26 protein-coding genes are annotated in these 25,198 nt (G+C 57.3%); 11 read left to right on the forward strand and 15 right to left on the reverse strand.

What is annotated here, in order from left to right:
• Positions 1–42 precede the first annotated feature (42 nt).
• From ACR0AH_RS04960 to ACR0AH_RS04975, 4 genes are read left to right on the forward strand one after another with little or no spacing between them, the layout of a single operon-like run.
• Positions 43–1,251 (forward strand): formate dehydrogenase subunit gamma, encoded by a 1,209-nt coding sequence (locus tag ACR0AH_RS04960; RefSeq protein WP_170421178.1) that lies wholly within the window; start codon positions 43–45, stop codon positions 1,249–1,251.
• Positions 1,252–2,514: a c-type cytochrome gene (locus tag ACR0AH_RS04965; RefSeq protein ID WP_170626029.1), complete on the forward strand. Its 1,263-nt coding sequence runs from the start codon at positions 1,252–1,254 to the stop codon at positions 2,512–2,514.
• Between the two features lie 13 nt (positions 2,515–2,527).
• On the forward strand, positions 2,528–2,653 hold the full coding sequence (locus tag ACR0AH_RS04970) for a hypothetical protein (protein ID WP_255612119.1): 126 nt from the start codon (positions 2,528–2,530) through the stop codon (positions 2,651–2,653).
• Positions 2,654–3,526 (forward strand): helix-turn-helix transcriptional regulator, encoded by an 873-nt coding sequence (locus ACR0AH_RS04975; protein WP_170731931.1) that lies wholly within the window; start codon positions 2,654–2,656, stop codon positions 3,524–3,526.
• 39 nt (positions 3,527–3,565) lie between these two features.
• Here ACR0AH_RS04975 and ACR0AH_RS04980 read toward each other — a convergent pair whose 3' ends face one another.
• The 10 genes from ACR0AH_RS04980 to ACR0AH_RS05025 form a co-directional block, all read right to left on the reverse strand.
• A complete protein-coding gene (locus ACR0AH_RS04980; protein WP_170731929.1) occupies positions 3,566–4,381 on the reverse strand; it encodes a substrate-binding domain-containing protein in 816 nt (271 codons plus the stop codon).
• Between the two features lie 22 nt (positions 4,382–4,403).
• On the reverse strand, positions 4,404–5,138 hold the full coding sequence (locus ACR0AH_RS04985) for an ATP-binding cassette domain-containing protein (RefSeq protein WP_480590700.1): 735 nt from the start codon (positions 5,136–5,138) through the stop codon (positions 4,404–4,406).
• On the reverse strand, positions 5,131–5,844 hold the full coding sequence (locus ACR0AH_RS04990; RefSeq protein WP_170626032.1) for an ABC transporter permease: 714 nt from the start codon (positions 5,842–5,844) through the stop codon (positions 5,131–5,133). The genes ACR0AH_RS04985 and ACR0AH_RS04990 overlap by 8 nt, the downstream gene beginning before the upstream one ends.
• A 161-nt stretch (positions 5,845–6,005) precedes the next feature.
• Positions 6,006–6,995 carry an ABC transporter substrate-binding protein gene (locus ACR0AH_RS04995; RefSeq protein WP_170393369.1) on the reverse strand — a complete coding sequence of 330 codons (990 nt, stop codon included), beginning with the start codon at positions 6,993–6,995 and terminating at the stop codon, positions 6,006–6,008.
• 59 nt (positions 6,996–7,054) lie between these two features.
• Positions 7,055–7,900 carry an ABC transporter permease gene (locus ACR0AH_RS05000; RefSeq protein ID WP_480590703.1) on the reverse strand — a complete coding sequence of 282 codons (846 nt, stop codon included), beginning with the start codon at positions 7,898–7,900 and terminating at the stop codon, positions 7,055–7,057.
• Entirely contained in the window at positions 7,897–8,814 is a 918-nt protein-coding gene (locus ACR0AH_RS05005) for an ABC transporter permease (protein ID WP_170405143.1), read from the reverse strand. The genes ACR0AH_RS05000 and ACR0AH_RS05005 overlap by 4 nt, the downstream gene beginning before the upstream one ends.
• Entirely contained in the window at positions 8,811–9,242 is a 432-nt protein-coding gene (locus tag ACR0AH_RS05010; protein WP_170405139.1) for a GNAT family N-acetyltransferase, read from the reverse strand. The genes ACR0AH_RS05005 and ACR0AH_RS05010 overlap by 4 nt, the downstream gene beginning before the upstream one ends.
• Entirely contained in the window at positions 9,242–10,039 is a 798-nt protein-coding gene (locus tag ACR0AH_RS05015) for an ABC transporter ATP-binding protein (RefSeq protein WP_170731926.1), read from the reverse strand. Before ACR0AH_RS05015 ends, ACR0AH_RS05010 begins: the two co-directional genes overlap by 1 nt.
• 55 nt (positions 10,040–10,094) lie before the next feature.
• Entirely contained in the window at positions 10,095–11,549 is a 1,455-nt protein-coding gene (gene hydA / locus ACR0AH_RS05020) for a dihydropyrimidinase (protein ID WP_170393377.1), read from the reverse strand.
• Positions 11,550–11,641: 92 nt separating this feature from the next.
• Positions 11,642–12,892 (reverse strand): Zn-dependent hydrolase, encoded by a 1,251-nt coding sequence (locus ACR0AH_RS05025; protein ID WP_480590705.1) that lies wholly within the window; start codon positions 12,890–12,892, stop codon positions 11,642–11,644.
• A 171-nt stretch (positions 12,893–13,063) separates the two neighbouring features.
• Here ACR0AH_RS05025 and ACR0AH_RS05030 point away from each other — a divergent pair, with 171 nt between their 5' ends.
• On the forward strand, positions 13,064–13,672 hold the full coding sequence (locus ACR0AH_RS05030; RefSeq protein WP_480590707.1) for a TetR family transcriptional regulator C-terminal domain-containing protein: 609 nt from the start codon (positions 13,064–13,066) through the stop codon (positions 13,670–13,672).
• A 37-nt stretch (positions 13,673–13,709) separates the two neighbouring features.
• Positions 13,710–13,931: an N-(5'-phosphoribosyl)anthranilate isomerase gene (locus ACR0AH_RS05035; protein ID WP_480438453.1), complete on the forward strand. Its 222-nt coding sequence runs from the start codon at positions 13,710–13,712 to the stop codon at positions 13,929–13,931.
• Positions 13,932–13,981: 50 nt separating this feature from the next.
• On the opposite strand, the gene preA is transcribed toward ACR0AH_RS05035, so the two are convergent.
• The 3 genes from preA to ACR0AH_RS05050 form a co-directional block, all read right to left on the reverse strand.
• Positions 13,982–15,286, reverse strand: a complete 1,305-nt coding sequence (gene preA / locus ACR0AH_RS05040) for an NAD-dependent dihydropyrimidine dehydrogenase subunit PreA (RefSeq protein ID WP_170731922.1) — start codon at positions 15,284–15,286, stop codon at positions 13,982–13,984.
• Between the two features lie 45 nt (positions 15,287–15,331).
• Positions 15,332–16,666: an NAD(P)-dependent oxidoreductase gene (locus ACR0AH_RS05045; protein ID WP_480590709.1), complete on the reverse strand. Its 1,335-nt coding sequence runs from the start codon at positions 16,664–16,666 to the stop codon at positions 15,332–15,334.
• Between the two features lie 159 nt (positions 16,667–16,825).
• Positions 16,826–17,458, reverse strand: a complete 633-nt coding sequence (locus tag ACR0AH_RS05050) for a cupin domain-containing protein (protein WP_170731920.1) — start codon at positions 17,456–17,458, stop codon at positions 16,826–16,828.
• 152 nt (positions 17,459–17,610) lie between these two features.
• Here ACR0AH_RS05050 and ACR0AH_RS05055 point away from each other — a divergent pair, with 152 nt between their 5' ends.
• The 3 genes from ACR0AH_RS05055 to ACR0AH_RS05065 all read left to right on the forward strand — a co-directional run bounded on the left by ACR0AH_RS05055 (position 17,611) and on the right by ACR0AH_RS05065 (position 20,686).
• On the forward strand, positions 17,611–18,606 hold the full coding sequence (locus tag ACR0AH_RS05055) for a hypothetical protein (RefSeq protein ID WP_170563168.1): 996 nt from the start codon (positions 17,611–17,613) through the stop codon (positions 18,604–18,606).
• Between the two features lie 72 nt (positions 18,607–18,678).
• Entirely contained in the window at positions 18,679–19,971 is a 1,293-nt protein-coding gene (locus ACR0AH_RS05060) for an O-acetylhomoserine aminocarboxypropyltransferase/cysteine synthase family protein (protein WP_480590711.1), read from the forward strand.
• A 4-nt stretch (positions 19,972–19,975) separates the two neighbouring features.
• A complete protein-coding gene (locus tag ACR0AH_RS05065) occupies positions 19,976–20,686 on the forward strand; it encodes a GNAT family N-acetyltransferase (RefSeq protein ID WP_170731914.1) in 711 nt (236 codons plus the stop codon).
• A 1-nt stretch (position 20,687) separates the two neighbouring features.
• On the opposite strand, the gene ACR0AH_RS05070 is transcribed toward ACR0AH_RS05065, so the two are convergent.
• Positions 20,688–21,383: an SIMPL domain-containing protein gene (locus tag ACR0AH_RS05070; RefSeq protein WP_170731912.1), complete on the reverse strand. Its 696-nt coding sequence runs from the start codon at positions 21,381–21,383 to the stop codon at positions 20,688–20,690.
• Between the two features lie 164 nt (positions 21,384–21,547).
• Here ACR0AH_RS05070 and ACR0AH_RS05075 point away from each other — a divergent pair, with 164 nt between their 5' ends.
• Complete coding sequence (locus ACR0AH_RS05075; RefSeq protein WP_480590713.1) at positions 21,548–23,434, forward strand: hypothetical protein; 1,887 nt, start codon at positions 21,548–21,550, stop codon at positions 23,432–23,434.
• Between the two features lie 56 nt (positions 23,435–23,490).
• Here ACR0AH_RS05075 and hppD read toward each other — a convergent pair whose 3' ends face one another.
• Positions 23,491–24,588 (reverse strand): 4-hydroxyphenylpyruvate dioxygenase, encoded by a 1,098-nt coding sequence (gene hppD / locus ACR0AH_RS05080; RefSeq protein ID WP_170393394.1) that lies wholly within the window; start codon positions 24,586–24,588, stop codon positions 23,491–23,493.
• A 99-nt stretch (positions 24,589–24,687) separates the two neighbouring features.
• On the opposite strand from hppD, the gene ACR0AH_RS05085 reads away from it, so the two are divergent.
• Positions 24,688–25,191 (forward strand): Lrp/AsnC family transcriptional regulator, encoded by a 504-nt coding sequence (locus ACR0AH_RS05085; RefSeq protein WP_370644441.1) that lies wholly within the window; start codon positions 24,688–24,690, stop codon positions 25,189–25,191.
• Positions 25,192–25,198: the final 7 nt, after the last annotated feature.

The following is a 25,198-nucleotide window of genomic DNA, read 5'->3' on the forward strand; positions in this document are numbered from 1 at the left end:
CAGATGTGGGTCATCCTGCATTGGATTTTTATTGAGGTTCCGATGTTGCGCTTATTCATCGCTTTCCTGCTTTCGCTAACGCTGACCCAAGTTGCGGGCGCTCAAACCAGTGAGGGGGCCGCCCCTGCGGATTCGACCGACCGGTCTACAACCGGCGGCGCAACCACGCTTGAGGACATTCTGGCCCGCCAGCGTGGCGAGAAGGTCGACAACAGCTACAGGTCTGAAAACACCGGTCAGGGCAATGTTGAAGGCCTGCTGGGACAGTTCGGCACCCATGGTGTTGCCTCTGACAGTGACGTCTACCGCGCGCTGCGTTACGGATCTGCGGACGTCACCGTTTCATCCCAGGGACCTGCGGACAGCGTGCTGATTCAAGACGGCGGCATGTGGTGGTTGAACTTCCGAACTGGCCCGTTGCGTGAATATGGAACCTACATTCTGGGCGGAATGCTTGCGATCATTGTGCTATTCTTTCTGATCCGAGGAAAAATCCGCATCGACGGAGAAAAAACCGGCCGCACGGTCCTTCGTTTCAACAGTTTCGAACGTTTCGGTCACTGGCTCTTTGCCGGGTCGTTCCTTGTGCTCGGCATTACAGGCCTGCTGACCCTTTATGGCCGCGATTTCTTGATCCCGGTCTTTGGCAAAGAAGGGTTCGCCACTATCGCGCAAGGGTGCAAGTGGCTTCACAACAACCTCGCATGGGCCTTCATGTTGGGTCTAATAATCATCACCATAAACTGGATTGCCCATAACATCCCCAACAAGACCGACCTGAAATGGTTGGCCGCCGGGGGGGGCTTGTTCACCAAAGACAGCCATCCACCAGCCAAGAAATTCAATGCGGGTCAAAAGATAATCTTCTGGGCTTGCATTCTACTGGGTGTCTCTATCAGCCTGTCAGGCCTGTCGCTGCTATTCCCGTTCGAGCTGCCGATGTTCGCCAAAACCTTCTCAATCGCCAATTCGACAGGTATTCCGCAGGCGTTGGGTCTGAACCTGCCAGTGCAGATGTCACCGCAGGAAGAGATGCAATATGCCCAAGTTTGGCATGTCATGGTCGCCTACGTGTTCATCGCCATCATCATCGCCCATATCTACCTTGGCTCGGTGGGCATGGAGGGTGCGTTTGACGCCATGGGCACCGGTGAAGTCGAAGAACAATGGGCACGCGAGCACCACTCGCTGTGGCTGGAAGAGGTGCAAGAAAAAGAGGCCGGCAAGGCAGCGGCCTCACCTGCAGAATAGATGCGCTGGCTCGCTCTTGCGCTTGTTTTGACCCCCCTGCCCGCCTGGTCCGAGTTTTTCACGCTCAAAGGCCATGGCGGGCCGATCATGGGGATCGCTTCGGCGCCGGATGGGCGCATCGCAACGGCCAGTTTCGACAATTCGGTCGGTCTGTGGACCGGACAGACACCGGAATGGCTGGAGGGGCACGAAGCGGCAGTGAACTCGGTCGTTTTCAATGGCACTGCAATCTATTCTGCCGGGGATGACTTCACACTCCGCCGCTGGCCCGGCGGCGATGTAGTCGGGCAGCACAAAGGCAAGATTATCGGCATTGCAGCGTCGAAAACTCATATCGCGACGGCCAGCTGGGATGGCACCATCGGCCTGTGGCCGGTGGACGGGTCCGAGCCGACCCTGCTTGGGCCAATCGGCAGCGGGGTGAATGCAGTTGTTTTTACGCCGGACGGAAAGCAGCTATATTCGGCAGGTGTCGACGGAGCGTTGCGTATCTGGGATGTCGCCAGCGGTCAGGAAACAAATCGCCTGATCGAGCATGGTTTTGGCATCAATGAATTGGTCCTGAACGCACAAGACAACTGGATCGCCTACGGTACCGTCGATGGAGTGACACGCATCCTGAGCCTCACCACCGAAGAAGAACATGACTTTACGTTGGATCGGCGCCCGATCCTCGCCATGGCATTGAGCCCCGATCGCAAGCTGTTGGCTGTCGGCGATGGTGAGGGCTTTATAATGGTCATCGACACGGCTGAATGGCGCATTGCACAAGATTTCCGTGCCACCTTGCGCGGTCCGGTTTGGGCGCTCGCTTTTTCTGCCGATGGTCAAAATCTTCACGCAGGCGGCATTGATGAGGCAATGTACAGCTGGCCCGTTTCAGCACTGGGCGATCGCGAACAGATGGCCGCTGCCGAACCCAGCTTTCTGAAAGACCCAAGCGAGATGGGCAACGGAGAACGGCAATTTGCGCGCAAATGTTCGATCTGTCACAGCCTGACGCCGGATGGGGGTCGACGTGCAGGCCCTACCTTGCACGACATCTTTGGGCGGAAAGCGGGCACATTGCCCGGTTATTTGTACTCGGATACGCTGCAAGACTCTGATATTATTTGGAATGAAGAGACAATAAATGCTCTTTTCGACGAAGGCCCGGACCACTACATTCCGGGGTCAAAGATGCCAATGCAGCGGATCACGCAAGCACAGGACCGGTTAGATCTGGTCGCGTTCCTGCGCAGCGCCACCGCACCGCAGGATTGAGCCGGAGGAGAACATGAAAGCCTTTCTGACCGCCGTCGCCGCGATGGTCGTGATCACTGTCGCCGCTCCTTACACGCTGGATCAATTCGGTTTCAGCGCCGCCGACAAGACGTCCGGTTCGGCTGTACGCCTCGACTGAATGCCGCAATACCTGACCACCCGCGAATTGGCGGATCTGCTGCGCATTGGTGAGCGGAAGGCCTATGATCTGGCATCCTCGGGCGAAATCCCCTGTGTACGCGCCATGGGCAAGCTGTTGTTCCCAAAAGCCGAGATCATAGCGTGGCTCAACGCCTCACGCTCTGGCCCCGATGTCGTCGAACCACCCCTGCCGCCGATCGTGGCAGGTAGCCACGATCCCCTGCTGGACTGGGCTTTGCGGGAAAGCGGCTCTGGGCTTGCGACTTACTATGATGGGTCTTTCGACGGGCTGAATCGTCTTGCGGAGCGCAGCGCACAGGCGGCGGCCTTGCATATCCACGAACCGGAAGGCTTCAACACTCAGACCCTGCGCGACACGATTGGCGAAGCACCTGTGATCCTCTACCAGATTGCCAACCGGCAGCGCGGCCTGTTGCTGGCACCCGGCACTTCGGACATCTCGGGGTTTCAGGATCTGAAAGGCAGACGGATCATTCTGCGGCAAGACAGCGCCGCCAGCCAGCGTCTGTTCGATGCACTGCTCGACGCCCACGGTCTGGATCGTGATGATCTGAACACACTGCCTGTTTGCGCCCGCACAGAAGAAGAGCTGGCCACCGCCCTGCGTGACGGCAAGGCAGAGGTTGGTTTTGGCCTCGGTGCACTGGCGCGCCCGTACAGGCTAAGTTTTGTGCCCACCCATTCCGAGCGTCTGGACCTTGCAATCTGGCGCCGCGCCTTCTTCGAGGTCCCCATGCAGACGCTGACCCAGTTTGTGAAATCCGAGCGTTTTACCGAACGCGCCGATGAACTAGGCGGCTATGACCTCGCAAATCTGGGTCGGATCCACCACAACGGCGCCAGTGGTTGATCTGTCGTCTATTCGCGGTTGCGCTAACCCAAGTCAAACTTACTGTGCGTTTGGAAAAAACAACTGCTCACCATCCAGCGTGTAAGACGCAATCGCCGCCTGTCCATCAGGGCCGATAAGCCAATCGATAAACCTTTGCCCGGCAGCGGCGCGAACGCCGGAGTGCTTTTCAGGGTTCACGAGGATTACACCATATTGGTTAAACAGGCGCGGATCGCCCTCGACCAAGACCTCCAGATTGCCCCGGTTTCCGAAGGATAACCAGGTTGCCCGGTCGGTCAGAGCATACGCGTCCATGCCGCTGGCCACGTTCAGCGTTGCCCCCATCCCCGATCCGGTCTCGCGATACCAAGTCCCCGACGCCGCCGTCGGGTCAACGCCTGTCGCCTCCCAATAGCGCATCTCGGCTTTGTGGGTCCCGCTGTCATCCCCGCGCGAGGCAAAGGGTACCTTCGTTTCGGCCACAGCTGTCAAAGCGGTTGTAATGTCGTTGCCCCCGGCAATTCCGGCCGGATCAGATTTTGGGCCAACCAATACAAAATCATTGTACATGACATCGAACCGTTCGACACCCCAACCGTCTGCTACAAACTGCTCTTCAGCGGGCTTGGAGTGAACCAGAAGAACATCGCCATCGCCGTTGATTGCGTTCCGGATCGCCTGACCGGTCCCGACGGCCACAACCCGTACATCGATACCGGTTTCGGCCTCGAACCCCGGCAGGATATAGTCCAGCAGACCCGAATTCTGCGTCGAGGTCGTTGATTGCACAACGATAAAGGGTTCTTCGGCCAAACCTGCGCCTGCGGTCAGCCCAAGCGCGACAATTGATGCCCGAACGAAATCAGGGATCATTCGAAGTCTCCATCTCTGTTCATCAGGTTACCAGACCGCCAGCCAGATACCGGCGCGACTCGTTGCTTTTGGGGGCTTCCAGAACCTGCTGCGCCCTTCCGTGTTCCACCACACGCCCTGCCTGCATCATCACGATGTCAGATGCCAGGCGCCGCGCCTGCCCGATGTCATGCGTCACCATCACGATGCGCACACCCCGGGCCGAGGCGCGCAAGACCATCCGTTCGATCATCTGCATAGCACTTGGATCCAATGCGCTGGTGGGTTCGTCCAGGAACAAGGTCTTGGGGTCTAAGGCCAACGCGCGCAGGATCGCCAACCTTTGCGCCTCGCCACCAGACAGCGAACGCGCGGATTGACGTGCTTTACCATCCAGTCCTCCTTCGGCCAGCAAAGCTTCGATACGATGCCTGCGCAAGGCACGGGGCATCGATTTCCGCTTTAGCACAAAGTCCAGATTGGCCGCGACCGAGCGGCGCAGCAGCACGGGGCTTTGAAACACCATCGCCTGCCGCGCTTTGTGGGCTGCATTCAACACAACACCGTCCTGACAGACACGCCCGCTGTCGGGTTGAATCAGACCATGCAGACAACGCAGCAACAGACTTTTGCCAGCGCCGTTTGGACCCAAGATCATGGTCGGACCCGGGCCATCCAGGCACAAATGCGGGACATCGAGCAGCACCTTGCCTTCGCGTGCAATGTGCAACCCTTGGACCTCTAACATACCCGGCGCCTCGGTCACGACATCACGCATGGCGCAGCCCTTCCCGCTCGGCCCGCAGGGTCAACGCGCTGACCATCGCGTTTACCGCCACGGCCAAACCGATCAGGATCACACCCAAGGCCAGCGCCAGCGCCAAGTTCCCCTTCGAAGTCTCAAGCGCAATCGTGGTCGTCATCACGCGCGTCACGTGATTGATATTGCCGCCGACGATGATCACTGCGCCTACCTCGGCGATTGCCCGGCCAAACCCGGCCAGTAATGCGGTGACCAGAGCCAAACGCGCGTCCCACAACAGCACCGGGATCGAAGCCAACCGCGATACGCCGAGCGAGCGAAGCTGTTCAGAATACTCTTCGGCCAGCATCTCGACTACCTGCCGGGTAAGTGCGGCCATGATCGGCGTCACCAGCACCACCTGCGCTATGACCATTGCGGTAGGAGTGTAGAGAAGTTCCAGCACCCCCAGAGGACCGGATCGGGACAACATCAGGTAGACCAGCAAACCGACGACGACTGGTGGGAACCCCATCAGAGCGTTCACAAGGATAATCAGCGCCCGCCGTCCCGGAAACCGCGCGACGGCCAAAGCTGCCCCAATAGGCATCCCGATGACCGCCGAAATCAGAACAGCAAAGATCGAAACACGCAGCGACAACAACACAATTGCCCACAGCTCTGCATCCCCTTCGAGGATCAGCGAGAGCGCCTGAGTGAATTCTGATGCAAATCCCTGCATTTTCTACCATTCATGCCGTATGCTGTGACAAAATGCTATGAATTACAGGGAAATACTAAAGGTTCTGGCCAGCAAGTACAGGCACAAATTCGACATTCAAAACTAAGAACGCGGCCCCGTCAGGGCCGCGTTTGATCGGCACGTCTTTTGCTGTAGCTGGTTCAGTTCAGCGCAGCGTCGGTGATCTGATGTGTCCATGCCCCTTCAGGCTTTTTGGTGATAACCGGATCAGATCCACCCGCCAGCAGGGTATCAACCGTGCGGTCGAAATCGGCTGGATCCAGCGCCCCGTTCGACCCTGCGGTCAGCTTGGCAATCTCGCCCATCATCCGCTTTTGATGCTCCTCGGTCTGGGCACCGGTTGCATCGTTTTCGAGAACGATCTCGGCGGCTTCATCCGGGTTCTCTTCGGCGTATTTCCAACCCTTCATCGAGGCACGGACAAACCGTTCCATCTTGTCGGTGAAGGCCGCATCGCTCAAATTTTCTTCAAGCACATATAGACCATCCTCAAGCGTGGCGACGCCCTGATCTTCGTATTTGAAGGTTACCAGTTCTTCAGGCGTGACACCGGCATCAATGACCTGCCAATACTCATTGTAGGTCATGGTGCTGATGCAATCGGCCTGACGCTGCAGCAGCGGGTCGACGTTAAAGCCTTGTTTCAGCACTTCGACACCGCTGTCGCTTTTGCCATCGGTACCGATTCCCAGCTGACTCATCCAGCTCATGAACGGGAATTCGTTGCCGAAGAACCAGACTCCCAGCGTGCGATTTTTGAGATCTTCAGGCGAGGCAATCCCCGCATCTTTCCAGCAGGTCAGCATCATGCCCGAGCTCTTGAAAGGCTGCGCGATGTTCACCAGAGGCAGACCCTTTTCGCGCGCGGCAAGTGCAGCCGGCATCCATTCCACCGTAACGTCTGCTCCACCACCTGCGATCACCTGTGTGGGCGCAATATCAGGACCACCGGGCAGAATGGTGACGTCCAGCCCCTCTTCTTCGTAGAACCCTTTGTCTTTTGCCACATAATAGCCCGCAAACTGCGCTTGCGTGACCCACTTCAATTGTAGTGTCACCTCATCCGCAGCAAGTGTCGCACTGGCTGCCAGGCTAAAGGCCGCAACCGCCCCACTGAGTAGCTTCTTCATCTTCATATCTCCTAGTTGCTTATGTTTGCCCCGTTTATGGGGTCTGTTGAGTTATTCCTTTATCCTCGCTGCGACGGATGCCAGAAGGTCACCGCCTTTTCGATCATCGCCACTACGCCATAGAAGGCCGTCCCCGCCAGCGCGGCCACTACAATCTCGGCCCACACCATATCCAGCGACAATTGCCCGACGCTGGTCGATATCCGAAAGCCCATGCCCAATGTGGGGGAGCCAAAGAACTCAGCCACGATAGCGCCGATCAGCGCCAGAGTGGTAGAAATCTTGAGCCCGTTGAAAATAAACGGCATCGCGGCGGGGAGGCGAAGTTTCAGGAAGCTCTGCCAATAGGTGGCGGCATAGGTCTCCATCAGATCGCGCTGCATCGTTGTGGCTTCGCGCAGCCCTGCCACCGTGTTCACCAGCATCGGGAAGAACACCATCACTACGACGACCGCCGCCTTGGAATGCCAGTCGAACCCGAACCACATCACTAAAATGGGTGCGGTGCCCACGATAGGCAGCGCTGCAACAAAGTTGCCGACGGGAAGAAGCCCGAGGCGCAGGAAATCCCATCTATCCACGGCAATTGCCATGAGAAAGGCCGAACCGCAGCCGATGATGTAGCCGCTGAGTGCTCCCTTGATGATCGTTTGAACAAAGTCAGCCCAAAGTGTTGGCAAACTGTCCCAGAAACGGTCCCAGATGACTGATGGCGCGGGCAGAATGACCAAGGGCACTTCTAGTCCACGCACCACCAGTTCCCAGATGCCAATCACGGTCAGACCGAAGATCAGGGGCGCAAGAAACCGCACCATCCATGTGTCAGAATAGGGTCCGCTGGCCAGACGGCTGTTCAACCACCAACCCAATAACCAGACAGCGATTGCACCAACAATAGGTATCATTGTGCCATCCCCATTCGTTTCAGGACGGTCCGCTCGATCAGCCCCAGCAACCCGACGAGACAGGCGGCGAGAATGGCCGCAGCAAACAGCGCCGACCAGATCTGTACCGTCTGGCCATAGTAGCTACCGGCCAGCAGCCGTGCACCCAACCCGGCAACAGCCCCGGTCGGCAGTTCTCCAACAATGGCCCCGACCAGCGAAGCAGCGACGCCAATTTTCAGCGATGTAAACAGATAGGGCATCGAGGCCGGCAGCCGCAGTTTCCAAAACCCCTGCGAACGGCTGGCATTGTAGGTTCGCAGCAAATCCAACTGCATAGCATCCGGGCTGCGCAGCCCTTTTACCATGCCTACGACGACGGGGAAGAAACTCAGATACGCCGAAATGATCGCCTTAGGAATGATCCCCTGAACCCCAACAGAATACAGAACAACGATGATCATCGGAGCCAGCGCAATGATAGGAATGGTCTGGCTGACGATCGCCCAGGGCATCACCGACAGATCCATCACCCGACTGTGCACGATCCCGACCGCCAGCAGGATGCCCAACCCGGTTCCGATAGCAAAACCCAGCATCGTAGCGCTCAGCGTGACCCAGCCATGATAAATCAGAGAGCGTTTCGAGGTGATTTTTTTCTCAATCGTGGTTTCCCACAACTCAATCCCAACTTGATGGGGTGCAGGCAGGCGGGGGCGGTCCTGCTCCCATGTGGCTGGGATTGCAAACGCGTTGTTCAAAGCCAGACCGATCTCCCCCATGTCCCGGCGATCCTTGGCTGAAGGTGGTTGGACTTCAGCACCCGCGCGCTCCTGTTCGGTCAGAACCCCTTTGATATTCATGGGAATACAGGCCGCGTACCAGACAACGACAATGGCGGCGATCACGGTGAGGACTGCAATGATCTGCTTCATGCGTGCCACTCCATCCGAATGACAGGCACTGTGTCAGGTGGCACCGGAGGCTCTCTTCCCGTCTCAACAAAGCCCTCGCGCCGATAAAACCGTTGCGCGTCGACATTTGGCACATGTGTGGTCAGCCAAAGATGGTCGCGCCCCTCCTTCGCCTTATCCAGCAATTGCTTGCCGATGCCCTGCCCAGTGCGCAAACAATACAGCGCACCAACCTTATGTTCGACCGGATCGACAGACATATAGCAATCAATCGGATCACCTGCGATCCAGATGTCCCTATTCGGAAACGCCTCAAGGATCAGATCCGCCAGCTTTTCTTCTGGCAATTCCTCGGGTATCCAATCGGTCTGGGCGGCCCAGGTCGCGATAATACGCGCGCAATCCCCCACATCTTCGCGGGATGCCCGTCTGATGCCTTTACCCGCCATCACACTTCATCCCCATGACCCGCTCGCAATCCTTCTCGCACTCGGTGGGCGACTTCGATAAACTCGGGCGTGTCACGGATATCCAGAGGCCGCTCTTTCGGCAGAGGGCTATCGATCACATCCGTGATCCGGCCAGGCCGAGGGCTCATCACCACGATCTTGGTGCTGAGATACACCGCTTCGGGGATCGAATGTGTCACGAAACCAATGGTCTTCTCGGTGCGCGCCCATAATGCCAGAAGCTGTTCGTTCAGATGGTCGCGCACGATCTCATCAAGCGCACCGAACGGTTCGTCCATCAGCAGTATATCCGCATCAAATGCCAAGGCCCGCGCAATACTGGCCCGCTGTTGCATCCCGCCCGAGAGCTGCCAGGGGAACTTACCGCCAAATCCATCAAGATCAACAAGTTCCAGAACCTTTCTAACGCGTTCCTCCTGCTCGGCAGAGGAATAGCCCATGATCTCAAGCGGCAGCTTGATGTTCTTTGCAATGGTCCGCCACGGGTAGAGCCCAGCCGCCTGAAACACATACCCATAAGCGCGCTTTCGCCGTGCTTCGTCAGGCGTCATGCCATTCACGGTCAGGGTCCCGCCGGTCGGTGTTTCCAGCGCTGCGATACAGCGCAGGAACGTCGTCTTGCCGCAGCCCGAGGGGCCGATAAAACTAACGAACTCCCCCTTGCCAATCGACAAGTTCACATCTTTCAGCGCATGAATAGGCCCATCATTCGTCTGAAATGTAAGATCCAGCTGCCTTGCCTCAATAACGGGCTGAGTAGTATTTTCTGTATTCATTCCATTGCCTTGAAGAAGCTCAAACCCGGGTCGCCGGAAAGGCGACCCAAGGGGTTTATACACCCGTTGCCGGTATACCTGTCCGCTCAACAGGCCGGGGCGCTGTCAACTCTTTCCAGGTGCTTAGCGCCTTGTTCACATGGGTATTGGCCTCACGCGCCACGAACTTCCCGTGCCCTTCCTGAGTCTGAATCTCGCCATCATGTACGGCCACCGCCCCACGAGTTAGCGTGAACCGGGGCAACCCGCGCACTTCCTTGCCTTCGAACACGTTGTAATCGATCGACGATTGCTGCGTATCGGCCGAGATCACCTTGGCCTTATCCGGATCCCAAACCACCAGATCAGCATCCGCTCCCACGAGAACCGCACCTTTTTTCGGATAACAATTCAATATCTTGGCAATATTAGTTGAAGTCACGGCCACGAACTCATTCGGTGTCAACCTACCTGTATTCACCCCATGTGTCCAAAGCATCGGCATCCGATCCTCCAGCCCTCCGGTCCCGTTCGGAATCTTGGTGAAATCCCCAACGCCATAGCGTTTCTGCTCGGTCGTAAAGGCACAGTGATCCGTGGCCACCACACTCAGTGTTCCGGACTGCAAACCGTTCCACAAGCTATCCTGATGCTGTTTGTTCCGGAACGGAGGGCTCATGACTCGCCGTGCTGCATGCTCCCAATCGTGGTGGAAGTATTCACTCTCATCCAATGTCAGGTGTTGGATCAAAGGTTCGCCCCAAACCCGCTTGCCCTGCATCTTGGCGCGCCGGATGGCCTCGTGCGCCTCCTCACAGGAAGTATGCACCACATAGAGCGGCACACCCGCCATATCTGCAATCATGATCGCCCGGTTGGTTGCCTCACCTTCCACCTGCGGTGGGCGGGAATAAGCATGTGCCTCTGGTCCAGTATTGCCTTCGGCGAGCAGTTTCGCGCTCAGCTCAGCAACCACATCGCCGTTCTCGGCATGCACCATCGCAGTGCCGCCCAGCTCGGCCAAACGCTTGAACGAGGCAAAAAGCTCATCGTCGTTCACCATCAGTGCGCCTTTATAGGCCATGAAATGCTTGAACGTGTTGATGCCGCGCGTCTCGATGACGGTCTTAATGTCATCAAACACCTGCTCACCCCACCAGGTCACCGCCATGTGGAACGAATAATCACAGTTCGCCCGAGTCGATTTGTTGTCCCACCGCTTCAGCGCATCCAACAGGCTTTCACCCGGATTGGGCAACGCGAAATCCACCACCATCGTGGTTCCGCCCGCCAGCGCCGCCCGGGTTCCGCTTTCAAAATCATCGCTGGAGTACGTCCCCATGAACGGCATCTCAAGATGAGTATGAGGATCAATCCCACCCGGCATTACATAACAGCCCGACGCATCCAGTTCCTTGTCACCTCGCAGGTCCGGCCCAATCTCAGTAATCACACCACCTTCTACCTTCACATCCGCCTTGTAGGTCAGATCAGCGGTCACAACGGTTCCGTTCTTGATCACAGTGCTCATGTTAAACTCCCTGATGCGGTCTACGCCGCTTGCTTCATCTGGCTAAATATATCCCGGGGAAGCCGCCCATCGGGCGACGGGGGCAGAGCCCCCTATTCCACAATCTCTGCTGTCTCAACGACCGCATGCAACAGAACATCCGCCCCAGCTGCAGCCCAATCCTTGCTGATCTGCTCAGCTTCATTATGGCTCAACCCATCAACGCATGGGCACATCACCATCGCTGTTGGCGCCACCCGGTTGATCCAGCAGGCATCATGACCGGCGCCCGAGATGATATCCGTATGCGAATACCCCAACCGCTCAGCCGCATCGCGCACCGCCGCCACGCAACCTTCATCAAACTTCACCGGATCAAAACCGCCCACTTTCTCGAATTCGATCTGCAGCCCCATCTCTTCGACGATATCTTCAGCCGCGACTCGCAGACGGTTCTCCATATCAGTGATCACGTCCAACTCGGGCGAGCGAAAATCGACCGTGAACACTGCCTTTCCAGGGATCACATTGCGTGAGTTCGGATAGACATCGATATGCCCCGCCGCACCCACGGCATGAGGTGCATGCGACCATGCAATCTCGTCCACTTTCTCAAGAATACGCGCCATCGCCAGCCCGGCATTCTTGCGCATCGGCATCGGTGTAGACCCAGTATGCGCATCCTTGCCGGTCACGGTAACCTGGGTCCAGCTCAAACCCTGACCATGGGTTACAACGCCAATATCCTTACCCTCAGCTTCCAGAATCGGGCCCTGTTCAATGTGCAACTCAAAGAAAGCGTGCATCTTGCGCGCACCAACCTCTTCATCGCCGCGCCAACCGATGCGGTTCAATTCATCTCCGAACTTCTTTCCTTCGGCATCCTCACGTGCATAAGCCCAGTCCTGAGTGTGCATTCCGGCAAACACCCCCGAAGACAACATCGCCGGGGCATATCGCGTCCCTTCTTCGTTGGTCCAATTGGTGGCCACAATAGGGTGCTTGGTCTTGATGCCTAGGTCATTCAGCGTGCGAATGATCTCCAGCCCACCAAGCACGCCAAGAACGCCATCATACTTGCCACCTGTGGGCTGCGTATCCAAATGCGACCCTACATAAACCGGCAGTGCCTCGGGGTCCGCTCCCTCTCGTCGGGCAAACATGTTGCCCATCTGGTCCAACCCCATCGAGCAACCGGCATCCTCGCACCATTTCTGAAACAGCGCGCGCCCTTCGGCGTCCTCGTCCGTTAGCGTCTGACGGTTGTTGCCACCCGCGACGCCTGGGCCGATCTTGGCCATCTCCATCAGGCTGTCCCATAACCTGTCGCCATTGATCCTGAGATTCTGCGCCGGAGCTGCCATCATGTTCTTCCCTGTTGCTTGCGATTTGGCTCGCTTTTGGTGTCTTGATTTGACCATCTGGTCAAACTCACGCTATCACGGGTTCGACATCAGTCAAGAAATTGCAGTGGCCTGCCGGAATTTTCGACATAATTGACGCCCAACTGGCCGAAAAAAGGACAACAGGTGAACATGCCCAAAGACCGCGCCCCAACCCGGATTCAGCAAAAGAACCGAGCAGCGATTCTCGAGGCGGCCCTGAATGTGTTCTCAGCCCACGGTTTTCGCGGCGCAACCGTCGACCAAATTGCAGCTGAGGCGGGGCTGAGCAAGCCCAACCTGCTCTATTATTTTCCATCGAAAGAAGCGATCCATACAGCCCTGTTGTCGGGACTGCTTGAAGTCTGGCTCGCTCCCCTGCACGCGTTGAATGAGGATGGCGACCCGCTGGAAGAAATACTGTCTTATATCCAACGCAAGCTTGAGATGAGCCGCGACCTGCCTCGCGAGAGCCGCCTCTTTGCCAATGAGCTTGTTCAGGGCGCGCCGCGCATTCATGAAGCTTTGTCCAGCGATCTCAAAAAACTGGTCGATGAAAAAACCACGATTCTGACAAGCTGGATGGCTCAGGGCAAAATTGCACGAGTCCATCCCTATCATCTGATTTTCTCGATCTGGGCACAGACACAGCATTATGCGGATTTCGATGTTCAAGTCCGGGCAATTCTTGGGGAAGAAGACCCTTTCGAAGGCGCGGTTCCGTTCGTGGAAACGCTCTATCGAAAACTGCTTACACCTTAAGAGACGCTTAACCCTATTGAGAAAAGCTCGGAGCATGATGACGTATCGCTCAGATCCCGAGCCTTGGATCACCCAGCTTTTCTCGTCCCGATCTGCTCGAACGGGAGCTGTTGTGCGACGCTTAGTTGCTTGGGTCGAACGCGAGGTTGGTCACGCGGCTTTTCAGGCTGAAGTGAAACGGCGCGGATACCATTTGATCCGCACCGCCAATCAATATGTCATCATCTGCCACAACGGACCCATCGACATTCTGTTCTGAGAAAATTCGCCGAATTTTCTCCGCCAAGATTTTTGACGAAATATCTCTGACTACTCCGCCGCTTTCGCCATGGGGTTGTTGGGGTGTGTCGTCCAATTGGCATATTCAGGATCAACGACCTTGCCTGTGCGCGGATCAACCGCTCCGGCGGCCATCGGCTCCATGGAAATACACCCCTCTACAGGGCACACATCCACGCAAAGATTGCAGGCCACGCATTCCTCGTCGATAACTTCGAACACCCGATCCTCCGACATCGAAATCGCCTGATGGCTGGTGTCTTCACAGGCTGCAAAACAGCGACCGCATTTGATGCACTGATCCTGATCGATCTTCGCTTTGGCGATGTAGTTGAGGTTCAGATATTGCCAATCCGTCACATTGGGCACTGCGCGTCCGATCACTTCGTCGATATTGGCATAGCCTTTCTCATCCATCCATTCCGACAAGCCAGCCGTCAATTCATCGATGATTTTGAACCCGTAGGTCATCGCTGCAGTGCAGACCTGAACATTGCCGCAACCCAGCGAGATAAACTCTGCTGCATCGCGCCAAGTGGTGACGCCACCGATGCCTGAGATCGGCAGCCCATGCGTGGCTTCGGCCCGCGCAATCTCGGATACCATCGACAACGCGATTGGTTTCACCGCCGGTCCGCAGTAGCCACCATGGCTGCCTTTACCGTCAATCGAGGGTTCGGGGCTGAACGTATCCAGATTGACGCTGGTGATCGAGTTAATCGTATTGATCAGCGATACAGCATCCGCACCGCCATTCTTGGCTGCCGCTGCCGGTTTGCGGATATCCGTAATGTTCGGCGTTAGCTTCACGATAACTGGGCGGTCGTAATACTGTTTGCACCAACGGGTCACCATTTCGATGTATTCCGGCACCTGCCCGACGGCAGACCCCATACCCCGTTCACTCATCCCGTGCGGACAGCCAAAATTCAGCTCGATCCCGTCCGCACCGGTTTCAGCAACACGCGGCAGAATGGCCTTCCAAGCAGCCTCCTCACAGGGCACCATGATCGAGGCGATCAGGGCGCGATCTGGATAATCCGCCTTTACGCGGGCCATTTCCTCAAGGTTCACCTCAAGCGGCCGATCTGTGATCAGTTCGATGTTGTTGAGTCCCAACAACCGGCGGTCCGCGCCATAAATCGCGCCATAGCGTGGGCCGTTCACATTCACGACCGGAGGCCCCTCGGCCCCCAAGGTCTTCCACACTACGCCGCCCCATCCGGCCTCGAAGGCGCGGCGAACATTGTACTCCTTATCCGTCGGTGGCGCGGAGGCCAGCCAATACGGGTTCGGGCTAGATATTCCAAGAAAGTTTGATGTTAAATCAGCCATTTATCCGGCCTCCCTGATGCAGCTCTGCATCTTTGTCTTTGAGTTTCACGCGCTCAGAGCAGCGTGGATATCCATCGCGGCATCGCGACCTTCGGCTACGGCGGTCACGGTCAGGTCTTCGCCTCCTGCCGCACAGTCTCCGCCAGCCCACACACCGGTCATTGAAGTGCGTCCCGCCCCGGTCACGGCAATCTTATTGCCATCCAGCGTTAGGCCTTCCGGCGCACCGTCAAGCGTCTGACCGATGGCCTTAAGAACCTGATCGGCCGGCACACGGACCGATTCACCCGTTCCGGTCAGTCGACCATCATGGCTCGCAGTATACTCCAATTCGATCTCTGCTGCGGCACCATTTCCGTGAATAGCCACCGGCTGAACATTGCAGAGAATCCGAACACCATGCGACGCCGCCAAATCCTGTTCGTACCGGCTTGCACCCATCGCGTCGCGACCTCGGCGATAGGCGATGGTGACGTGCTCAGCGCCTAGCAGTTTCGATTTCACTGCCGCATCTACGGCAGTCATACCACCGCCAATCACAACGACATTGCGACCCACAGGTAGATCAACCAGATCGCTGGCCTGTCGCACATCCGAGATAAAGTCGACCGCCGGGCGCACCCCGTCTTTATCGACCCCATCAGCCCGCAGTGCGTTCACCCCCGCAAGTCCTATTGACAGGAAAACAGCGTCATAGTTCTCCTGCAACCCTTCCAGAGAAATCGTCTCTCCCAGAATCGAACCGGTCTCGATCGCGATCCCGCCTATTTTAAGCAGCCAATCGACCTCGGCCTGTGCAAAATCATTGGTAGATTTATACGCCGCAATCCCGTATTCGTTCAGACCGCCTGGCTTGGGCTTGCCTTCGTGGATCACCACATCGTGCCCCTGCATCGCCAGACGATGCGCACAGGCCAGACCGGCGGGCCCTGCCCCAACTACGGCAATTGTCTTGCCGGTTGATGCGGCGCGCTCGAACGGATGCGCACCCGAGGCCATCACATCATCGGTTGCATAACGCTGCAGGCGTCCGATCTCGACCGGCTTGCCTTCGGCCGTCTCACGCACGCAAGCCTCTTCACACAAAGTTTCGGTCGGACAAACCCGGGCACACATGCCGCCCAGAATGTTCTGCTCCAGAATGGTCTGCCCTGCCGCCTGCGGTTGCCCGGCCTGAATCTGGCGAATGAACAACGGAATATCGATATCCGTCGGACAGGCCGTCACACATGGCGCGTCATAGCAGAAATAGCATCGATCGGCGGCCACGGCGGCCTCGTGCGGGGCCAGTGGCGGATGCAGATCGGTGAAATTCGAGGTCAGCTCATCGCTGGAAAGCCGCCCGGAGACGATCCCGGGTGCCATCTGGCCCTGTGCCATCACTCTACTCCCTGTAGATATGTTTGTTATGGACCCCAGCTTGCCACAATCTGATTTTTTATCAATTGGTAAAATTTGCCAAATGGTCAAAAAATGAAAAATCCGGGCGGAATGGTCCGGATTCAGTCAGAAATTGCCTATTTTGTTGGCAGCGGCGGCTCAGACCATCCCACCCAGGTGGCCGGATTTGATCCAAACACGGGCTCCGCCCTCTCCTGCTACAGCAGCAAAGCGTGATCCAGGCGGCAAGCGCAACCAGTCCCAAGTGCCAAATTCTTCGCCCGCCTCGGCAAAGCCACCTTCGATAACAAAGACCTCAAACCCCTTGTCGGCGTCCAATTCAATATGTTCGCCCGCGCCCCAGGTTTGCACCTGGACATCCTCATGCGCATCCTTGAACAAATCGATATCTCCGCCCCCGTTGATCGAGCGCCGAACCTCGGTGCGGTCATCGGGGTCGAACTGATGCAGTTTGACCAGAATAGTCGCGCCTTCGCTGGCCGAAGGTGTATGGGAGGACGTCGGGGGATTGCGTACATAGCTGCCGACAGGGAAATCTCCGGTTTCATCCTGGAACACTCCGTCCAGCACCAGATATTCCTCACCCCCGTCATGAGTATGCGACGAAAACGCGCTGCCGGGGGCAAAGCGCACGATGGTTGTGGCACGCGCCACTTCCTCGCCAATGCGGTCCAGCATCTTGCGTTCGACGCCAGCAGCCGGTGACGCGACCCATTCGGTCTGATCAAAGTGAACGGCGACCCGCTGTGTGAAATCTGCATTGACCCGCATCTGCAATCCTCATGCGTTGCTGTCACATTAGATGGGAGCACGAGCCGGATTTGCAAACCGGTCATGTTTGGGGTTTTGACGCCCTTCACAGCTTGTTGTACTTCCGGTTGAGGCAGCGGCCGAATACCGGCCCGATCAGAAAGCGCAACACGATGCAGGCAAGCCCGGCGACATTCAACATCCTCATCATCGGGCAAAACAACCGGCTGCAATACGAGGCATTGCTTTTCGCCGCCTCGCTGCGCCACAGCTCATCAGGGTTCAAAGGTCGGCTGTTCGTGGGGGTGCCACAGCCCGGCCCTCTTTGGCCTCAGAACCCCAGCATTCAGGATGCCGAAGTTCTTGAAGCCCTGCAGCATCTGGGTGCCGAGATTCTGCCTTTTGAATCTCATGCTTTTGGCTCGAGCTATCCCAATGGCAACAAGATCGAAGCTTTGCTGGCGATGCCAGAGGGTGAGCCCTTTGTCTTTTTCGACTCCGACACTCTGATCACCGGCGAAATTTCCGACGTCCCGTTCGATTTCGAACAGCCCGGCGCCTCACTTCGGGTCGAGGGAACATGGCCCAAACCCACGCTCTACGGCCCAGGATATGAGGGTATCTGGCGCGCACTGTATGACCGGTTCGGGCTGGATTTCGAAAGCTCTCTCGATCCCAGCCAGCCCGAGGGTTATTGGCGGCGCTACCTGTATTTTAACGCCGGTTATTTCTTCTACAAATGCCCCCGCCAATTTGGTGAGCGGTTTATGGGCTATGCCCGCACCATTCGCGACGAGGAAATCCCCGAACTGACCGGGCAAGTTTTGAACCCGTGGCTAGATCAGATCGCCTTGCCGCTGGTCATCCATTCCTTCGGTGGCGGACGGGATGCCCTGCCCGAGGGCCTGCTGGATGGGTCGGTCAGCTGCCACTATCGCCTGTTCCCGATGCTCTACGCCCGCGAAAGCGATCATGTGGTCGAGGTATTGGAAACCGTCGTGGCCCCGAACAAGATCAAAAAAGTGCTCAAAGGCTATGATCCACTGAAGAAGCTGGTGATACAGCGCAAGGGTGCGAAGATCCGGGCATTGTTCGACCGAAACAACCTGCCCGCACGCGAACAGGTCATTCGCAAAACGATCAAGTCCAAGGGGCTTTGGCTGCGGTGACGCGGACATTGTGCCGGGCGAGCCAATGTCCTAGAGATTCAGCAACACACATTCCAACAGGAGATTTCAAAGATGTCTGACGGCCCGACCTACGGTTTTGACACGCTGCAAGTTCACGCCGGGGCCCGCCCTGACCCTGCCACCGGGGCGCGCCAGACGCCGATTTATCAGACCACTGCCTATGTGTTCCGCGATGCCGATCACGCCGCCGCGTTATTCAATCTGCAGGAAGTGGGCTTCATCTATTCGCGCCTGACCAACCCCACTGTTGCGGTGTTGCAGGAACGTGTCGCCACGCTGGAGGGCGGTGTTGGCGCGGTTTGCTGTTCTTCTGGCCACGCAGCACAGATCATGGCGCTGTTCCCGCTGATGGGACCGGGCTGCAACGTTATCGCATCGACCCGTCTGTACGGCGGCACGGTCACCCAATTCAGCCAGACGATCAAACGCTTTGGATGGTCGGCCAAGTTCGTCGACACCGACGATCTGGACGCCGTCAAGGACGCTATCGATGAGAACACCCGCGCGGTGTTCTGCGAATCCATCGCCAATCCGGGCGGCTATGTAACTGATATTCGCGCGCTGGCCGATGTGGCCGATGCCGCAGGAGTTCCGCTGATCGTCGATAACACCTCGGCCACGCCTTACCTCTGCCGTCCGATCGAACATGGCGCAACGCTGGTCGTGCATTCGACAACCAAGTATCTGACCGGGAACGGCACCGTCACAGGCGGATGTATCGTTGACTCGGGCAAGTTCGACTGGTCGGCAAATGATAAGTTCCCATCGCTCAGCCAACCTGAACCTGCCTATCACGGCCTGAAATTCCACGAGACCTTCGGCCCGCTCGCCTTTACATTCCACGGCATCGCGATCAGTCTACGCGATCTGGGCATGACGATGAACCCTCAGGCGGCGCACTACACGCTGATGGGGATAGAAACGCTATCGCTACGGATGGAGCGCCATGTCGAAAACGCGCAGAAAATAGCAGCGTGGCTCGAGGCAGACGACCGTGTGGATTACGTGACATATGCTGGCCTGCCATCCTCGCCCTATAGCGACAGGGTAAAAAAGCACTACCCGCGCGGCGCGGGCGCCCTGTTCACCTTTGCGGTCAAGGGCGGCTATGACGCCTGCGTAAAGCTGGTGAACGCGCTTGAGATCTTCAGCCACGTGGCCAACCTTGGCGACGCACGGTCGCTGATCATCCACTCGGCCTCGACCACACACCGTCAGTTGACGCCCGAGCAGCAGGAAGCTGCAGGCGCAGGCCCTGGAGTGGTGCGCGTGTCCATCGGGATCGAGGATGCAGACGATCTGATCGCTGATCTCGATCAGGCTCTGTCCAAAGCCAGCGCCTGATCCGATGACCGGGCACAACACAAATGAACTGGGTCAACCCATCGGCTTGCCGGTCGCGGGCGAGTTTCCTCGCCCCACCCCGCCTTACACACCGATGCAGGGCCGGTTCTGTTCCGTTGTGCCACTGGATGTAAACAGGCACGCGCCCGGCTTGTACCGGGCGTTTGCCAACGATACGGACGGCCACAATTGGACTTATCTGCCCTACGGCCCGTTCGACTCTGAGGCTGATTTCACCGCATGGGCGCAGTCAAACTGCGTGGATGCGGACCCGATGTTTCATACAGTGCTCGACGCGGATGAGGTACCCGTGGGGATGGCCTCATACCTTCGGGTCGAACCAGCAGCGGGTTCAATCGAGGTAGGCCATATCCACTTCTCTCCCCTGCTCCAGCGCAAACCGCAATCGACCGAGGTTATGTATCTGATGATGCGCCGTGTGTTCGATGAGCTTGGTTATCGCCGCTATGAATGGAAATGCGACGCCCTGAACGCGCCATCAAAACGCGCAGCTGAACGTTTGGGTTTCACGTTCGAGGGCGTCTTCCGGCAGGCGACACATTACAAAGGACGCAACCGGGATACGGCGTGGTTTTCGATTATCGACAGCGAGTGGCCGCGCATTCGCGCGGCATTCGAGAACTGGCTTGCGCCGGGGAATTTCGATGCATCGGGCCGGCAGCGCCAACCGCTGCAAGCCCGGGTTGGATCGTAGATTACTCCGCGATTTCGAACTCCATCGCGATATTGACCGAAACGGAAATCTCTCCGCCTGCGACCGGCACGCCACCGGCGTCCGACATAGCCATCTCGCGCATCTGAGCCATCGGGCGAACACCTCCGCCGTGGTCGTTGATCGATAGGACGGGACCCAGCGTAACCCCGGACGCCTGCGCTAGTTGCTGCGCCTTCTCGGTCGCATCTGCCACAGCCTTGGCCCGTGCTTCAGCCTCAAGCGGTTTGGGCTCTTGCACGCCAAAACTCAGACTGCCGAAATCATTGGCACCGTCCTTGATGACCGCATCCATGATCTGGCCCAGATTATCCAGATCCCGCACGCGTACCGAAACGCGGTTGGACGCGGTGAACCCAGTGATCTTGGGTGGCTCATTGCTGGAATTGCTGCGCCCCGACCAGACCGGTGAAAGCGAAAGATCGCGCGTCTGAACATCGCGCGCCTCCAATCCCATTTCGTCCAGTCGTTTGAGGATCTGCGTCACCGCGTCCGAGGTCGCCTGCATCGCTACCGATGCCTGCGCATCCTGATTGGTCACGCCCAGTGTTATCGTTGCCATATCGGGTGCAACCAGAGCCGTACCGGTCCCGCTGACCGAGATGCGACGTTCTTCCGCATGGGCGGGCAGCGTCGCGGTGGCAGCGGCCATGGCGGCCAAAAAAGCAAGTGTCTTCAAGATGATCCCTCCTTGATGCTTGCCCTCAAGATGGGTGGTCAGGCCCGTACACGGCAAGGGGGAAACGTGCCTTTTTCTTTCCCTCGGCGAGTTCCTGCTCTAATCTCGGCGGGCAGACATCTAAGCGTTTGCATAAAAGCCGACAATTATGGTTCATCGCGATTATGAAACCCGCCTTTGCGCTGTCATTTTCTGAAAACGGCATTTCCTTGCATCATCAGTCGGATGGAGACTGGTACTGCATTGGAACCGTTCCGTTAGATGCGTCGGATTTCGCGGACCAGATGCAGGCCCTTCGGGATCAGGGATTCGCGCTGGAAAATGACCTGAGTTGCAAGCTTGTGATTCCATCCGATCAGGTGCGCCTCTTGGTTGTCGACACCGATGGTTTGGACACCGATGCAGCGGCGAAAAAGGTCAAGGATACGTTGGCCGCAGCCACGCCCTATGAGCTATCAGAGCTGGCTTATGTCGCGGGCGACGTGGGGACTGAGACCCCGGTTGCCGCTGTGGCCCAGCAAACGCTGGACGAAGCCAGCGCATTTGCCACCGATCATGGCTTTATCCCCGAGGCATTCTGGGTCAGCGCAACCGGCAACGATACTTTGGACGCGCCATTTCTGGAACTGCCGATCATTGTGGATGAGGACGCTGTGATTGCGGCCCCCAAACCCGTTGATACGCCGGACATACCGGTTCACGCCATCGCTGAAGATGCAGCCCCCCCTGCATTTGAGCCTGTTACCAAAGCACTGCCCTCATCTGCCAAAACAGGAACGGATCTGAAACGCTTTGCAATTCCTGCGATCGCAGCGTCGGTTGTGGTTGGAATGTTGCTGGGTGTCTGGTCTTACAACAGCTCTGACCCTGAAATTGTCGAGGTGGCCGAGCCGTTGGAGCCCGAGCTGCAGCCAGAGCCAGAAATTGTGACGGCAGAACCGCAGGCACAGCCCGAACCTCAGGAAACCGAGATCGCAAGCCTCCCACAAGAACCTGAAGTGGCAGAGGAAGAACCGGTGCTCACCCCCACGGACGAGGCCATTCTCGAAGCACTGAAGATTGAACCGGAGCCGGTCGAAGACATCGCTGATCTGCCAGAGAGCAGAACCGAGTTTCGTGAGTTTACCGGCACCGCCCCCGTTGAACCTTCAGGCCTGGAGCCAGCGCCTGTGGCTGGCGTGGATAATCAATATCTCACATCGGTCGATCGCTCGGACCTGTCGACCGATTCCGTCGCACTACCCGAACTTGCCAGCCTGGACACAGATGCGTCTTTTGAGTCGATCTCTTTGCCAGGCCACGCGGGGCAGCGGTTCAACCTGGATGAACGCGGACTTGTGACGCCAAGTGCCGAAGGCACGCTGAACCCGGCCGGTGTGATGGTTTATCTGGGTCGTCCCGCATCCGTGCCCCCTGAACCCCCAACCAGGTTCGAAACAGAACCCGTTGTCATAGAAGAGGTCGATGAGAGACTCGCGGCGTTTCGCCCACGGCCACGCCCGGAAAATCTGGTGGATCAATTCGAACGCCAGCAACTTGGCGGTCGATCCCTGCAAGAGCTGGCCTCGGTCCGGCCTAAGCTGCGGCCCGAGTCTCTGCAAACCCCTCCGCAGGTCGATGAAACCCCGACTGCGCTGGCTGTTGTACGGGTACCCCGTCCAAAAATCAGGCCTGCCAGCATCACGGCGCGCGCGACACGGCAACCTAGTTCTGGGAGTGCAGCGCTGGCCTCGACCGCAAATGTGGCCAGTAATGCCGATGAAGTTGGTTCGTTCCAGCCCAGAACGGTCAATCCCAAAATTCCGTCTTCCGCGTCAGTTGCGAGACAAGCAACCATCGACAACGCGATTAACCTGCGCAAGTTGAACCTAATCGGCGTGTACGGCACCCCGGCAAACCGCCGTGCTTTGGTCCGCCTGCCCAGCGGACGCTACAAAAAGCTGAAGGTGGGCGATCGCATCGACGGAGGTAATGTCATCGCCATCGGCGACAGCGAGTTGCGCTATCAGAAGCGCGGCAAGAACATCACGCTCAAGATGCCGCGCGGGTAAAGAAAAAGCGCCATGTCGGTCAGACACGGCGCTCGGTTGATTTCATTGATTCATGTTTAGGCTGCCGAGATTTCACCCGACTCGATCTGCTCACGTTCGATCGATTCAAACAGGGCTTTGAAATTGCCTTCACCAAACCCGTCATCCCCTTTACGCTGAATGAACTCAAAGAAGATCGGGCCAATGACTGTTTTCGAAAAGATCTGCAGCAGAATCTTGGTCTCACCGCCATCAACTACACCTTCACCGTCGATCAGAATGCCGTGCTTCATCATCCGATGCTTGGGCTCATCATGGCCGGACACACGGTCGTAAGACATGTCATAATAGGCCTCGTTCGGACCGGGCATGAACTTCAGACCCTTCTCGGCAATGGCATCGGTCGAGGCGTAGATGTCGTCGCTGCCCACCGCGATATGCTGGATGCCTTCGCCATTGTACTTCTTCAGGTAGGAGACGATCTGTCCGGTCTCGCCACGATCTTCATTGATCGGAATACGGATACGACCACAAGGTGAAGTCAACGCGCGACTGTAAAGCCCGGTGAACTTACCTTGAATGTCGAAAAAGCGGATTTCACGGAAGTTGAACAGGTCGCCGTAGAATTTGAACCACTTGTCCATGTTGCCCTTGAACACGTTGTGGGTCAGATGATCGAGATAGTAGAACCCATCGCCGCGCGGTTTTGACTGCTCCAGCCATTCAAATTCCTCGTTGTAGGGCGAGGTGTCATAATACTGATCGATGAAGTAGATCAGCGAACCACCAATGCCCTTGATCGCCGGAACATTCATGGTCTTGTCTGCGCCATCATAAGGCTCAGCCCCTTTGGCGATCGCGTGCTCATAAGCCTTCTGAGCATCAACAACGCGCCAGCCCATGGCAGGGGCGCAGGGGCCGTGCTCGGCCACGAATTTGGCTGCAAAACTGTCAGGATCCGCGTTCAGGATGTAGGTTACATCACCCTGTTGCCAAAGCTCGACCTTGGGGGTGTTGCGGTGATAGCCGACATAGTCGAAGCCCATTCGCGCAAACAGGTCTCGCAGCTCTTGCGGCTCGGGGTGTGCGAATTCAACAAACTCAAACCCGTCGGTACCGGCTGGGTTTTCTTCGCTGATGACAGATTTCGGGGCGTTATGCGGGAAAGGACCCATGGCGCGTCTCCTCGGAAAACAGGAATTTCTTTGCTGATTCAAAAATACGCCTTAATGAGTGCTGTTTCTGCGCATTGTTTTCGTATAAACTAAGTTTAGATGCGTACTTTCCGCATATTGATTGCAAATCTTGAGGAAACGCCGCACGTGCTGGATCGGATTGATATCGGAATACTCGCAGCTTTGCAGCGCGACGCGCATCTGACGTCGCAGCAATTGGGTGATGTGCTGAATCTATCCGCCAGTCAGGCGGGCCGTCGCCGACAGCGCCTTGAGGCCGAGGGTTATATCACTGGGTACACCGCACGACTGGACCCGCTGAGGCTGGGGCTACAGGTTCAGGGGTTCATTCAGGTGCATCTGGGCACTCATGGTCCCGAACAATCCGCAGGCTTCGCCCGCATGGTCAACACCCGCCCCGAGATCACCAGCGCCTGGACGATGACAGGTGAGGCAGATTATCTGCTTCACGTCTATTGTGACGACTTATCCGCACTCAATACCTTGCTTCACGAAGTGATCCTGCCGCATCCTGCAGTTGCACGGGTGCAAAGCCAGATCGTAATGGACCAATTGAAACGCGACGCGCCGCTCCCGACCTGAGCGGATT

Source organism: Ruegeria sp. AM5 (assembly GCF_056540645.1).